A 13,960-nucleotide genomic window follows, 5' to 3' on the forward strand; every position below is an offset into this window, starting at 1 on the left:
TTGGTTCCAGCGCATATTGGGGGTGGCTGCTCTGGCCTAATCGCTGGCAAGCCAGCTCCCACAGAGTTTGTGGTGTGTCGGAAATTTCAGCTTCGCCGCATATCCCTGTGGGAGCTGGCTTGCCAGCGATAGCAATCTGTCAGGCAACTGTGTAGTCCACTGTCGGAACACAAGACCACCCAACCAATAATTATCGATCTCCCCCGTCAGACATTTCCCGCTGTTACCCGCCACTCTCCGCGTAACCGAATGTGTAACCGCCCGCCCCGGAGCGGGGCATAGGGAAACGCATCGCCCCGTTTTAGAGCCTCGAAACCCCCGGTGAAAAATAAGACACAACGCTGCGCTTGCCGGATTAGAAGGGTTTGCGAATAATAGGCCCGCAATTTGCAGCATAGATCGGTTCACTGTCTTTCGCTCTTGCATGAAATTGCAAGGCTGTCAATGCGCTCAAGTCGCTTTCTCTGTGCATCTGTAATTAGTTGTCGCATTGAAGAAATATCGGCTTCGGGCCTGTCGTTAGAATGCCGATCACTCGCTCATCGTGGCTGACGTTGAAATCTCTGACGGTTTCAATGGGAAATTTCCCACCGATGCAGCAACCGATTTCCCGATTCACCCATTCGCATATTGGGCTGTCGCTCACTCTGCCGTTTTTGCCCTTTACCGATGGAGTCCCAAGATGAAGAAACTTGTGCTGCTTGGCGCCCTGGCACTGTCCGTGCTGTCGATGAACGCCTTCGCTGACGAAAAACCTCTGAAGATCGGTATCGAAGCGGCTTACCCTCCGTTCGCTTCGAAAGCACCGGACGGCAGCATCGTCGGTTTCGACTACGACATCGGCAACGCTCTGTGCGAGCAGATGCAGGTCAAGTGTGTGTGGGTCGAGCAAGAGTTCGACGGTCTGATCCCGGCACTGAAAGTGCGCAAGATCGACGCGATCCTGTCGTCGATGTCGATCACTGAAGATCGCAAGAAGTCGGTCGACTTCACCAACAAGTACTACAACACCCCGGCCCGTCTGGTGATGAAGGCCGGTACTCAGGTCAGCGAAGGTCTGGCTGAGCTGAAGGGCAAGAACATCGGCGTACAACGTGGTTCGATCCATGAGCGTTTCGCCCGCGAAGTCCTGGCGCCACTGGGTGCCGAGATCAAGCCGTACGGCTCGCAGAACGAAATCTACCTCGACGTGGCCGCCGGTCGCCTCGACGGTACCGTGGCTGACGCTACTCTGCTGCAAGATGGCTTCCTGAACACCGACGCCGGCAAAGGCTTTGCGTTTGCAGGCCCGGCGTTCACCGACGTCAAATACTTCGGCGACGGCGTAGGCATCGCAGTGCGCAAGGGCGACGCCCTGAAAGACAAGATCAACGCTGCCATCGCGGCCATTCGCGAGAACGGCAAATACAAGGCAATCCAGGACAAGTACTTCGCCTTCGATATCTACGGCAAGTAACACGTCTCTGCGACAAGTCCGAAATGGCGCAAGCAACAGGATCTCTGCGGTTTGCGCCATTTTTTCATCCCAACTTTCGAGGACCTGAATCATGTTGAAAGGCTACGGGGCTGTCATCCTCGATGGCGCATGGCTGACGCTTCAGCTCGCCTTGTCGTCCATGGCTCTGGCCATCGTTCTCGGGCTGATCGGTGTCGCGTTGCGCCTGTCGCCGGTGCGCTGGCTGGCCTGGCTGGGCGATCTGTATTCCACGGTGATCCGCGGGATTCCCGATCTGGTGCTGATCCTGCTGATCTTTTACGGCGGTCAGGACTTGCTCAACCGCGTCGCACCGATGCTGGGCTATGACGACTACATCGATCTGAATCCGCTGGCCGCCGGTATCGGCACCCTCGGTTTCATCTTCGGTGCGTACCTGTCGGAAACCTTTCGGGGCGCGTTCATGGCCATTCCCAAAGGCCAGGCCGAAGCGGGCATGGCGTATGGCATGAGCAGTTTTCAGGTGTTCTTCCGGGTGATGGTGCCGCAGATGATTCGTCTGGCGATCCCGGGCTTCACCAACAACTGGCTGGTACTGACCAAAGCGACCGCGCTGATTTCCGTGGTCGGTCTGCAAGACATGATGTTCAAGGCCAAGCAGGCGGCAGACGCCACTCGCGAGCCTTTCACCTTCTTCCTCGCAGTGGCGGCGATGTACCTGGTGATCACCAGCGTTTCGTTGCTGATCCTGCGTCAACTTGAGAAGCGCTACTCGGTAGGCGTAAGGGCGGCTGATCTATGATCTTCGACTACAACGTCATTTGGGAGGCCATGCCGCTGTACCTCGGCGGCCTGGTGACTACCCTCAAATTGCTCGCGCTGTCGCTGTTTTTCGGTCTGCTCGCGGCCCTGCCGCTGGGGCTGATGCGCGTCTCGAAAAACCCGGTCGTCAACGGCGCCGCGTGGCTTTACACCTACGTGATCCGTGGCACGCCGATGCTGGTGCAACTGTTCCTGATCTACTACGGTCTGGCGCAGTTCGAAGCGGTCCGCGAAAGCTTCCTGTGGCCGTGGCTGTCCAGCGCAACGTTCTGTGCGTGCCTGGCGTTTGCGGTCAACACCAGCGCCTACACCGCGGAAATCATCGCCGGCAGCCTCAAGGCCACGCCGAACGGTGAAATCGAAGCGGCCAAGGCCATGGGCATGTCGCGCTTCAAACTGTACAAGCGCATCCTGCTGCCATCGGCCCTGCGCCGGGCACTGCCGCAGTACAGCAACGAAGTGATCATGATGCTGCAGACCACCAGTCTGGCGTCCATCGTGACCTTGATCGACATCACCGGCGCGGCGCGTACCGTCAATGCGCAGTTCTATCTGCCGTTCGAGGCGTACATCACCGCTGGCGTGTTCTACCTGTGCCTGACCTTCATTCTGGTCAAACTGTTCAAGCTGGCCGAGCGTCGCTGGTTGAGCTACCTGGCCCCGCGGAAGCACTGATATGGAACGCATCGACCACGTATTGCCGTGGAGCCATCTGGGCAGCGAGCGCACGATTTCTGTGTTCCGCTTCGGGCATGGCGAGCGCAAGGCCTACATTCAGGCCAGCCTCCATGCTGACGAATTGCCGGGCATGCGCACCGCCTGGGAGCTGAAAAAGCGCCTTGGTGAACTCGAAGCCAAAGGCTTGCTCAACGGTGTCATCGAACTGGTGCCGGTCGCCAATCCGTTAGGTCTCGGACAATTGCTGCAAGGCAATCATCAGGGCCGTTTCGAGGCCGGCAGCGGCAAAAATTTCAACCGTGATTTTGTCGAGCTGAGCGCGCCGGTTGCGGCCGCGCTGGCTGACAGTCTCGGCGATGATCTGCACGCCAATGTGCGCCTGATTCGTCAGGCGATGGCTGATCACCTCGCGGCATTGCCGCAGGCGAGCAGCCAGTTACAAGGCATGCAGCGTGTGTTGCTCAGCCATGCCTGCACCGCCGATGTGGTGCTCGATTTGCACTGCGATGCCGAAGCCGCGCTGCACATGTATGCGTTGCCGCAACACTGGCCGCAGTGGCGTTCGCTGGCGGCGCACCTGAATGTGAAGGTCGGATTGCTGGCGGAAGATTCCGGCGGCAGTTCGTTCGATGAAGCCTGCTCGTTGCCGTGGCTGCGTCTGTCGCGGCAGTTCCCCGATGCGCAGATTCCGCTGGCGTGTCTGGCAACCACGATTGAGCTGGGTGGTCAGGCCGATACCGGTCGCGCCGAAGCCTGCGCGTATGCTGAAGGCATTCTGGCGTTCCTCGCTGAACAAGGCCTGATCACTGGCGAGTGGCCCAATCCGGCACACGAAGCGTGTGAAGGCATGCCGTTCGAAGGCACCGAGTTGCTGTTCGCGCCGCATCCGGGCGTCGTGAGTTTTCTGCGCAAACCCGGCGAATGGGTCGAGGCGGGCGACGAGATTTTTGAAGTGATTGATCCTCTGTCCGATCGGGTCAGCACGGTGTGTGCTGGTACATCCGGGGTGCTGTTTGCCATTGAACGGCTGCGTTATGCCCAACCCGGTTTCTGGCTGGCCAAGGTGGCGGGGCGCGAAGCGCTGCGTCACGGGCGCTTGCTCAACGACTGACTGACTGTTTTTGTGAGAACCGACCGCATGTACAAACTTGAAGTCCAAGACCTGCATAAACGCTATGGCAGTCACGAAGTGCTCAAGGGCGTGTCCCTGAAAGCGGCAGCCGGCGATGTGATCAGCATCATCGGCTCCAGTGGCTCCGGCAAAAGTACTTTCCTGCGCTGCATCAACCTGCTCGAGCAGCCGCACGCGGGCAAGATCCTGCTCAACAACGAAGAGCTGAAACTGGTGGCGAACAAGGACGGCGCGCTGAAAGCCGCTGATCCGAAACAGCTGCAGCGCATGCGTTCGCGCCTGTCGATGGTGTTCCAGCATTTCAACCTGTGGTCGCACATGACCGCGCTGGAAAACATCATGGAAGCACCGGTTCACGTCCTTGGCGTGTCCAAGGCCGAAGCGCGCGAAAAAGCCGAGCACTACCTGAACAAGGTTGGCGTGGCCCATCGTAAGGATGCTTTCCCAGGACATATGTCCGGCGGCGAGCAGCAGCGTGTGGCGATCGCCCGTGCGCTGGCAATGGAACCGGAAGTGATGCTGTTCGACGAGCCGACTTCGGCCCTCGACCCGGAGCTGGTGGGCGATGTGCTGAAAGTCATGCAAGCGCTGGCGCAGGAAGGTCGCACCATGGTCGTGGTGACCCACGAAATGGGCTTTGCCCGTGAAGTGTCGAACCAGTTGGTGTTCCTGCACAAAGGCGTGGTTGAAGAAAGCGGTAACCCGCGCGAAGTGCTGGTCAATCCGCAATCGGAACGTTTGCAGCAATTTCTCTCGGGCAGCTTGAAATAAATCAGGGCTGCCGTTGTGCACCGAGATAGTGCATGCTTCGCAGCCTGAAGGCTGGCTCCAATTTCCTGTAGGAGCTGCCGAAGGCTGCGATCTTTTGATCTTCAGCAACAAGATCAAAAGATCGCAGCCTCGTTTCACTCGTCAGCTCCTACAGGTGATCTGCGCCGGACTTATGATTTGTGTTCATTTACGGGCTAGCATTGGCCCTTGCCTTCATCACTGTTCTTCGTTTCGGATTGCCCGCCCATGACTGCCCATCGAATTGGTTTCCTGATTTGGCCCAGCACTAAAGCGTTGACGCTGGCGCTGGCGGAGGAAGCCTTGCGTGTTGCTCAGCGTGTGCACCCGGAGGTGGTTTACGAGTTGTCGTTCCTGCAGGCCGAGCCACCGGCCGAAGGTGCCTGGCAATTGCCCGGTGAAGCCTGGACCGGCAAACTCGAAAATTTCCAGAAACTGTTCCTCCTCGCTGACGAGCCTCCGACTACCCTGGCGCCAGCGCTCAGCAGTGCACTCAAGCAATTGGTGCGGGCCGGTTGCGTCATCGGCGGCCTCTCGGCCGGTGTCTATCCGTTGGCGCAACTCGGTTTGCTCGACGGTTATCGCGCTGCCGTGCACTGGCGCTGGCAGGACGATTTCGCCGAGCGTTTCCCTAAAGTCATTGCCACCAGTCACTTGTTCGACTGGGATCGCGATCGACTGACCGCGTGTGGCGGTATGTCCGTTCTCGATCTGCTGCTGGCGGTACTGGCCCGAGATCACGGTGCGGAACTGGCTGGTGCAGTTTCGGAAGAGCTGGTCGTTGAACGCATCCGCGAAGGTGGCGAGCGTCAGCGCATCCCGTTGCAGAACCGTCTCGGCTCCAGCCATCCGAAGCTCACCCAAGCGGTGTTGCTGATGGAAGCCAACATCGAAGAGCCGCTGACCACCGACGAAATCGCCCAGCATGTGTGCGTGTCCCGTCGGCAGTTGGAGCGGATCTTCAAGCAATACCTCAACCGTGTGCCGAGCCAGTACTACCTGGAACTGCGCCTGAACAAGGCCCGGCAGATGTTGATGCAGACCAGCAAGTCGATCATCCAGATCGGCCTCTCGTGTGGCTTCTCCTCGGGGCCGCATTTCTCCAGTGCCTATCGCAACTTCTTCGGTGCCACGCCGCGGGAAGATCGCAACCAGCGGCGCAGCAGCAGCCCGTTCGAATTGTCGTCAGTGCCGCCGGAACGCGGCTGATCACGGGTCGACCCTCATTCGACTTCACTGCTGGCGGAGAAATCATGGAAATCCTCAATCGCCGGATACCCAGTGTCGTTGCCCGACCGTTGTTCCGATAGGCGCGTTTGATACGCCGCGTCATAGCGATCGAGGCGCTGCTGGCTTTCGGCAGTCAGTGGGTTGTCGTCGAAGTCGTATTCGATCATCACGTCGCCGGGCTGGGAAGGAAACTCGCCTGGCAACTCGGTAATCGCGTTCCCGGACAAGTCCGCGTACATCAATCGAGGCAGTTCGAACAGGCCGTCAGGCACCTTGGTCAAGGCGCAATTGCCGAAACGCACATCGGTCATCTGCGGGAAATGACTCAGGTCTGGGGCTCTGTTGAGCGGATTGTTGCTCAGGTCTACCGATCTCAGGTTTTTCAAGGCTGCGAAGGCCTCTGCGGTCGGCGCAGTCAGAGTGATTTGACAGTCGGGCAGATACAGGCTGCGCAACCTGTCCATACCAAGTATCGAGGGAGGAACCTCGCCCAGCGGATAGTGGCGGATGTCGACGTCTTTGAGCTTCGGAAAAAGCGCCAGCAGACGATCAACTCGAGGCGGGGCCGAGGCCTTGGTGGTGAGTTTCAATTGTTCGATGTGGTCAAAGCGCGCGGTCAGCGGCGGCAGTTCACCGGTAAACGACAACTCGCAGTTGACCTCTGGACCTGTCAGGTGCGTGGGCGCCCGGCGCAGCTCGTTTTCCAGGTTGTCCCTGAAGTGTTGGCGTTTGAGTTTTTCCCTCGCAGCAGCGTCGTTCCCAAGTGGCATCTGCGTCACAGGATCGCTGGGGATCTCATCGGCCCAGGTGCCCAGGCGTTCGAGCAGGTGGGTGAGGTCGGTTTTTCGGCGCATCAGCTCAAGACGTCCATCGGCCAGCGTCCCCGGAAGGCTGTAGAGCAGATCGTTGGCGTCGAAGCCGGACAGCGATGGATACAGGTTTTGAGCCAGTTCGATGTCGTCCTGTTGGGCCGAGATACCAAAGTTGTCGGCCTTGGCCTGGAAAGCGGCTTTGACTCGTTCTCTGGAAGCCACTGACAACGGGTTGCCGCCCAGTTCAAGACCGCGCCCGGAATAACGCGTCAGTTGCGCCGGTAGTTCGACGATGTTGTTGTCGCTCAGCAATGCCACTTCCAGATGCGGCAGCTGTTCCAGCCCGGCAGGCACACTATCGATCCCGGTGTTGATCAGATCGATGAACGTCAGGTTCTGCAGGGTCGATACATCGGGCGTGGCCTGCAACGTGTTTCTGTACAAGTCCAGCGATTTCAATCGGGTCAGGCTGGACAACGTCGCTTGTCCGCCAGGATCCAGAGTGATCCGGCACTTGCTCAACATCAACGTTTCGAGCGGCAGGTTGTGCAGCGCTTGAGGTATCCGGCCCAGGGAGAAGTCCTGCAGTTCCAGCCCCTGCAATCCGCTGAAGCTGGTGAGAAAGCCTTCGGAAACTTTCAGCCCTGGATTGCCGTGAAGACTCAGATGCGTGATGTGACTGAAGTCGGTGCTCAGCTCGGGTAACTCACCGGTAAACGTCGCACTGGCATCGAAGGTGTTGAACCGTAGTGCTGAATTGTCGTTACGCCTACCGCGCCACAGTTGTTCGAGCTTGTCGCTGAAATTTTGTCTGTCGGCGAGTTCTGTGGCTCTTTCCTGCGCAGTCCATGGCCGTTCAGTCAACGGATTGTTGACCGGCAGACGCTCACGCCATGCGTTGAGATCGCCAATCATTCGGGTGATTTCCGCCTCCCATCTGAGCAGTTGAGCCGTGCCGGCCTGCAATGTCCCGGGCAGGCGATAAATCATGTTGATGGCAGCACTGTCGCCCAGTCGCGGGAACAGTCTGTGCGCCATGGCAATGTCAGCCGATGCCGGTTTGACCCGGAAGTTGCGGCCCTGTGTGGCGTAGTAGCGTTTGATGCGCTCGCGGGCATTCAAGGACAGGGGGTTGTCGTTCAGATAGACGCCGTCGGCCTGGTCGGCACTCAAGCCGAAAATCGCGTCCGGCAACTCGGTGATGTTGTTGTTATTGAGATAGAGATTTTCCAGTGCCGGATGCTCGGCGATGCCCTCGGGCACGCGGGTGATATCCGTATGGCCGAGTGAAACGCTTGTCAGGCCCGGCAAGGCGTTCAGATCAGGCGCGATTGTGAGCGGGTTGTGGCTCAGATCGAGCAACTGCAGTTTGGGCATGGCACCGAGCAGTTGCTGCCCTTCAGGCGTGAGTGTCAGTGCGCAGTCATTCAGTTTGAGCGCTTTGAGATCCTTGAGGCGCGCGACGAATGAGGGGATGTCATCGAGCGCAAAGGCTTTCAGTTCCAGCGCCTGAAGATTCGGGAACAACGCCGCAAACGACTCGATGCCCGTGGTCGTGGTGTTGCCCGCCAGCTTGAGGCTTGTGACGTGATCGAAATTCACAGTCAGGCGGGGCAGTTCGCCGAAGAACGTCAGGTCTGTCGCAAAAGACGCGGTGCGCGTGCCGGTGCCCATTGACCTTTCGCGCCAGAAATCCTCCATGAACTGCTTGAAGGCGGAGCGCTTGGATTGTTGCACCAGACGCTCGCTTTCGCCCAACACCTGACCGGTAACCGGGTGCGCTGACGGCGTTTCCATGGCCCAGCGGCCCAAGTCCACGCGCATTTGTTGCAGCTCCGCTCTCCAGCGCACGAGTTGGGTCCGGCTGTCGGCCAGGTTGCCAGGCAAGTCGTAGATCATCTCGCTGGCCTCTTGGTCGTTCAGAGCGGGAAACAACTGCCGGGCGAGGGCAACGTCTTGCTCGGCAGCCATTACGTCAAAGTCGTTTCGATGGATGCGGTAGTAGTGCTTGATCTGGTCGCGGGTGGCTGCCGATAGCGGATTGTCGGCAAGGTCGATGCCGTTACTGCGTTCGGCGGGAAGGTCGAACAGCTCGTCAGGCAGGTGCGTGATGCGGTTCCCCGCCAGCACTGCGGTTCGTAACTCCGGATGGCTGGTCAGCCCTTCAGGCACGACGGTCAGCCCGCAGTTGGACAGGTCGAGATCGATCAGTTCGGGCAACAGGTTCAGGTCGGGGAACGTTCCCAGCGGATTGTTGCTCAGGTCCAGCGATTCGAGGGCGTCGAGTGAAAGCAGCGCCGCCTGATTTTCCGCGGTCATGACTACGCCACAATTTTTCAGCTCCAGGTCGGTCAGTCGAGGCAGTTTTACTTCGCCCAGCGCTAGCGGCTCCAGTTCGAAGCCGTTCATTTTCAGCTTGGCAAGGTTGGGGAAGCACTCCACGAAGCGCAGAGCGGAGGTGATGTTGGCGTTGCCGGTGAGGTTCAGCCGGGTAACGCGCTCGAAACCGGCGCTGAGCATCGGCATATCCCCAATGAACGTTGCCGTTGCCCTCAGTTCTTCGGGGCGGGGGTATTTGGGCGGGCTGCGCCAGAACTGCTCGATCTGTTGCGCAAAGGATCGCCGGGCCTCCAGTTCGCGGGTTTGTGCTTCCAGGGTGAGACGTTCGCCCGTTTCAGGGTCAAGGACGGCGGCCTGGTTGCTCCATTGATTGAGTTCGAGGTTCAGAGCGCGGAGCTCATCTTCCCAGCGCGACAACTGTGCACCGCACTCGGCCAATGACCCGGGCAGTCGGTACAGCACCTGTGTAGCGCCTTCAGCATCAAGGGTTGGGAACAAGGCCATCGTGCGCTGCAGGTCCTCCGGCGCAGGCCGGACACCAAAGTGCTTTCCGGTGTGCTCGTAGAACACTTTCACCCGTTCGCGAGAGGCCGCGCTCAACGGGTTGTCAGCAAAGGTGTAGCCGTCGCTGAGGGAGCTGGCCAGGTTGAAAAACCGTTCCGGTATCCGGGTAATGCGGTTGCGATCGAATTGCGCCGAGATCAGACGTGGATGATCCAGCAAGTCCTCGGGCACCGTGTAAATGCCGGTATTCGACAGGTTGACGTAACGCAATGCAGGCATTGTGTGCAGGTCCGGTGGCAAGCCCAGCGGGTTGCCTTGCAGATCGAGCAGAGTGAGTTGCGGCAAAGAGGCGAGCACCGACTCTGTGACCGTTGTCAGGCCGATCTGGCAATCGCGTACTCTCAATTCGCGCAGCGAGCGCATCGAGGTCAGCGCTTGCGGCAGGCTTGGCAGGTTGAGGTTGCGCGCATCCAGTTTCTGCAACTGACTGAAAGACTGCAAAAAGCTGTCGACCGAGGTGGTCATGGGGCTGCCATCAATGGCGAGCAAAGTGATATGACTGAGGTCGACCGACAGGACGGGCAAGTCGCCCATGACCGCGGGCGTCAGGAACATGGCGTACCCGGCAGCAAAGCCCTGCTGATCGTAGTACGTGACGTTCTCCCGGCGCCAGCCTCTGAGCAATTCTTCCCTGAGCAATCTGCGGTTCTGGATTTCGGCGCGCTTCTCCAGCGGCGTCAGCGCCATGCCGGTTTCGGGGTGAGTGGCGGGCGGGTTGTTGGCCCAGACATGCAGTTCGTTCTGCAATTGCAGGTAGTCATTTTGCAAGCGAAGCATCTCTGCGCGCGGGCCTGCGGGACTGCTTTGCATACGTTCGGCGAGAAAGTGCATCTCATTGTTCGACATCCGCGGATAGAGCACCCGGATGTCTTCTTCGAGTGTGTGCGGTTGGGAAGCGGGGCGCAGCGGACGTGGAGCACGGAGATAACCATCGGTCCCCAGCAGCCGCAGCGTGTCGGCAGCCGGCGTTGGGGTCGGCGTATCGCCGATCACCTGACGCAACTCGCTGCGTTCAAGCGTACGTTCGCGAATGGCCGCCTTCAGCGCCTGACCCTGGCCGACCCGGATGTCGAGGTTCTGGCGCTCACCGTCGGGTAATGCATACAACAGGCTGGAATAGAAATCGCTGAACGAATGCAGTTGGTTCCCGCGCTCGTCGTAAGGTTGATATTGGCCATCGTCGCTGCGAACCAGCACCTTGTGTGCGGGTGCATCTTCACGGCCGATCGTGTCCAGTAACGGGCCCTCGTAGCGACTGTCACGGATCTCGATGCGGACATCGCCACTCCAGCCCGGCAACAATTTGAGGCTGTGCAGCGCCAGAGAGTCGGTATCGGAATTGCTCACCGAACCCAGCTCCAGGCCTTCATAGGCGCGGGTAACGCGCACCTCCTGACTGGCCATCTGCATGAGTGCCTGTTGGCGTGCGGGCAATTGTCCTTCGCTGATCTGCAACAGTTCGTTGCCGGTCGCGGTGTCGAGCAGTTCGCGAGTGATGCTGGCAGGCAGTTCGGGAGGGTGGGACTGGAGTCTCGCCGCCAACGGATCGTCGAGGTGCTGAAGGGCCTGATAACGCGACTCGAACAGCGTGCGTCTGTTGCGTTGCGCGAGGTCCGCTACTTGCTTGCGCAGGTTCTGGCTGCGTACTTCGATCGACAGCGTCGGTCCCGCGAAGGGTTCGTTCAACAAGGCTTTGATCTGCGTCTCGTCGAGGGTATAGAGCAGGGTTTTCAGCACGTCGCCACCGACCAGTCTGTCCTGGCGCAGTTCGGTCACGGGCAGGTTTGCGTCCGTAGACGATTGCCACAGCGGCTTCCCTTGTCGATCGAGCAGACGCAGGCACTTGTCGCCCGGCCAGCGCCCGTAGTCGCTGAGTACCTGCAGCTGTGTGACCGGATCGGCGCGCAAAAACTCTTCGGCGACATCGCTGTCGAGCTGATCGATGAAGCGTTGCAACTGCTGATCAATCTTGAAACGCTGGATGCTGTCGGCAAGCAGAGGCGGGACTTTTTCCTGATTGACATGCATTTTGCGCAACGCGTCTTCGCTGGTTCCGCTGATCCGCAAGACGGTTTCGCGCTCGTTCGGCGCCAGGCTCTCGACGGAAGGACCGATACGGCGCAGGACTGTCGCGCCATCCCATTCCAGCGGTTGCTCGAGTTCAGTGTGCCAGGCGCCGTCGCCATTGTGGCGCACCAGCGGTTGGTAGGCGTCGGGGCGGCTCGGGTGTTCGATGCGGAACTGCCCCGGCACCTGGCTTTCTTTTACGGCAAAGTGGGCGTCCTCCAAGGGCAACAAGCGCTTGTCCTGATGCGTGTGCAAACCCAGTGCATCGGGTTGCGAATCGGCAGTGGGGCCCTGCGGGTGCTTGTAGCGTTCGAGATCCGGTTCCCAATAGCGGGTCTCACCACTGGCCAGTTGTACCGGTTTGAAGCGGTCGATGAACGCTACGACTTCCTTGGGCAGTACCTTGCGGAACTCGGCTGCGCCAATCGCACCGCCGATCGCGAACATGCCCAACTGGATCATCGATTCCACGGTACCCATCAGGTGTTCCATGGCTTCAGTCGTTCGCCCCTGCGCCCACTCGACGATGCCTTCGAACGCCTCATCGAGCATTTGATAAGCCATGTACGCCATCATGGCTTCACCCAGCACCGGCACGAACGGCGCGACGATCAGCGCGGCGGTTTGCACGATGGTGGAGATGAGGTTGCTCACCGAGTCCCAGAAGGCCCAGCGCGCTTTTTGATCGACCACGGCGGTGGGCACGGCGATCACCCGGGCGTCATTGAAGATCTTGTTCAGTTTCGCGTGATAGAGGTGTTGCCACAGATCGTCGTGGAACGGTATCAGCGTGGTTTGCAGGTCCGGCCGTTCGACAGCGGTGTCGCGCCAGGCGGGCAGTGAACTGCCGGGCTCGGGCGGGTGCCACATGATCTGGCTCAAGCGACTGTTGAGGGCGCTGAAGAAAACGCCTCGGTGTTCGTGGTTCACGAATCGGCTGAAAAACTGCTGGTAGTCTTTCGAGCGCAACTGGCGGGTCAGTTCGGCGATCAGTTCATAGGTCGAGGCGTACTCCTTGAAGGGATGCTCGGGATCGTCGGGGACATAAGCCACCACCCGCGCGGGATCTCGCGAGGTGTAAAGATCGGGGGCAAAAACGACGATACCGGTCAGTGGCGCGCACAGCATCCCCATGTCATGGCACAACACTGCTGCCCCGCTGATATACAGGCCCTTCATGCCGTCGAGTACGGCATCGATCAAGCGAAAATAGCTTTCCGACACATCGCGGTTCATCCGCGCCCACTGCAGGGCGGCTTTCATCGCGGCCTTCTGGCTGACGTCGATTTTGCTGCGCAACACGGACGCCACCATCGGATCGGTATAGCCGAGGTTGTCTTCGAGATGGGCTTTGTATCGCGCGCCGATGTCCAGCCTTCGACACAGTTGGGTGAAAGCGGCAATGCTCAGCTTGGCCTTGATCGCCGGCAGTGTCGTGAACTGGCCGGTTTCAGTGGGGCGAGTGACGAAGGTCGAATCAGCTTCGAAGGCGTCGTGACGGGTTTCCGACTCCTCGAAGTTGTGCAGCGCGGCGTCCAGTAACGACACGGTCCAGGCGCGCGTGCCGGTGCGGATCGGAAACCACGGAGTGGTCGCGGGGATGTACAGGCGCACGAAGGTGTTGCGCACATCCAGATCCAGGCCGAAGCAGTTTTTCAGTTCCTGCCGGAGCAAGGGCTCGGCAAAGGCGCTGGCGTCCTGCAAGTGTTCCAGGCTTTGGTCGACCGCGCTTTGCGCGGTCAAGTGCGCGGCGTTGAGGGCCATCATCTGTTGATGTTGCTCGGCGGATGCCGACTGGAGGGGGGCTGACAGGCGCGGCAGGGTGTTCGTCAGTGCCAGGCGCCGTGTCGATGAAACGTTACCGAGCCAATCGGGCAAGGCTTTTTTCAGTGTCAGGTAATGATCGTCTGGATGCTGTGTGTTGTCCGTGGCGGTCGAGGCTGTCGGAGGGTGTCGTTGTGTCAGGTGCATGGGCCATTCCTTGGCATTGAAAAGAATGCGCAGCAAATCAGGAACCGGCCACCCTTGTGCGGTACATATTTATATCTTTGTCGCGGGGATGAGTTGGTATTCTCTGCCGCCTGCCGCAAA

General features: G+C 59.4%; 7 protein-coding genes. 6 read left to right on the forward strand and 1 reads right to left on the reverse strand.

Annotated features, from left to right (window positions below; genetic code table 11):
* Nucleotides 1-682 precede the first annotated feature (682 nt).
* The 6 genes from QZR14_RS26945 (at nt 683) to argR (ending at nt 6,065) form a co-directional block, all read left to right on the forward strand.
* Nucleotides 683-1,456: an ABC transporter substrate-binding protein gene (locus tag QZR14_RS26945; RefSeq protein WP_038366516.1), complete on the forward strand. Its 774-nt coding sequence runs from the start codon at nt 683-685 to the stop codon at nt 1,454-1,456.
* 91 nt (nt 1,457-1,547) lie between these two features.
* On the forward strand, nt 1,548-2,237 hold the full coding sequence (locus QZR14_RS26950; protein WP_007912702.1) for an ABC transporter permease: 690 nt from the start codon (nt 1,548-1,550) through the stop codon (nt 2,235-2,237).
* Nucleotides 2,234-2,932, forward strand: coding sequence for an ABC transporter permease (locus QZR14_RS26955; RefSeq protein ID WP_123453435.1), 699 nt, complete (start codon nt 2,234-2,236; stop codon nt 2,930-2,932). Before QZR14_RS26950 ends, QZR14_RS26955 begins: the two co-directional genes overlap by 4 nt.
* Before the next feature lies 1 nt (nt 2,933).
* Complete coding sequence (locus QZR14_RS26960) at nt 2,934-4,046, forward strand: M14 family metallopeptidase (protein ID WP_311998209.1); 1,113 nt, start codon at nt 2,934-2,936, stop codon at nt 4,044-4,046.
* 27 nt (nt 4,047-4,073) lie between these two features.
* Nucleotides 4,074-4,838 carry an ABC transporter ATP-binding protein gene (locus QZR14_RS26965; protein WP_003227281.1) on the forward strand — a complete coding sequence of 255 codons (765 nt, stop codon included), beginning with the start codon at nt 4,074-4,076 and terminating at the stop codon, nt 4,836-4,838.
* Nucleotides 4,839-5,084: 246 nt separating this feature from the next.
* Nucleotides 5,085-6,065, forward strand: a complete 981-nt coding sequence (argR, locus tag QZR14_RS26970; RefSeq protein WP_250608012.1) for a transcriptional regulator ArgR — start codon at nt 5,085-5,087, stop codon at nt 6,063-6,065.
* 14 nt (nt 6,066-6,079) lie between these two features.
* Here argR and QZR14_RS26975 read toward each other — a convergent pair whose 3' ends face one another.
* Nucleotides 6,080-13,840, reverse strand: coding sequence for a dermonecrotic toxin domain-containing protein (locus QZR14_RS26975; RefSeq protein WP_311998210.1), 7,761 nt, complete (start codon nt 13,838-13,840; stop codon nt 6,080-6,082).
* Nucleotides 13,841-13,960: the final 120 nt, after the last annotated feature.

The organism is Pseudomonas sp. rhizo66, from assembly GCF_031931925.1.
Lineage (GTDB): Bacteria > Pseudomonadota > Gammaproteobacteria > Pseudomonadales > Pseudomonadaceae > Aquipseudomonas.

Coding starts and splice junctions, on each gene's coding strand:
- QZR14_RS26945 (WP_038366516.1), top strand. CDS start 683: ATGAAGAAACTTGTGCTGCTTGGCGCCCTGGCACTGTCCGTGCTGTCG.
- QZR14_RS26950 (WP_007912702.1), top strand. CDS start 1,548: ATGTTGAAAGGCTACGGGGCTGTCATCCTCGATGGCGCATGGCTGACG.
- QZR14_RS26955 (WP_123453435.1), top strand. CDS start 2,234: ATGATCTTCGACTACAACGTCATTTGGGAGGCCATGCCGCTGTACCTC.
- QZR14_RS26960 (WP_311998209.1), top strand. CDS start 2,934: ATGGAACGCATCGACCACGTATTGCCGTGGAGCCATCTGGGCAGCGAG.
- QZR14_RS26965 (WP_003227281.1), top strand. CDS start 4,074: ATGTACAAACTTGAAGTCCAAGACCTGCATAAACGCTATGGCAGTCAC.
- argR (WP_250608012.1), top strand. CDS start 5,085: ATGACTGCCCATCGAATTGGTTTCCTGATTTGGCCCAGCACTAAAGCG.
- QZR14_RS26975 (WP_311998210.1), bottom strand. CDS start 13,840: ATGCACCTGACACAACGACACCCTCCGACAGCCTCGACCGCCACGGAC.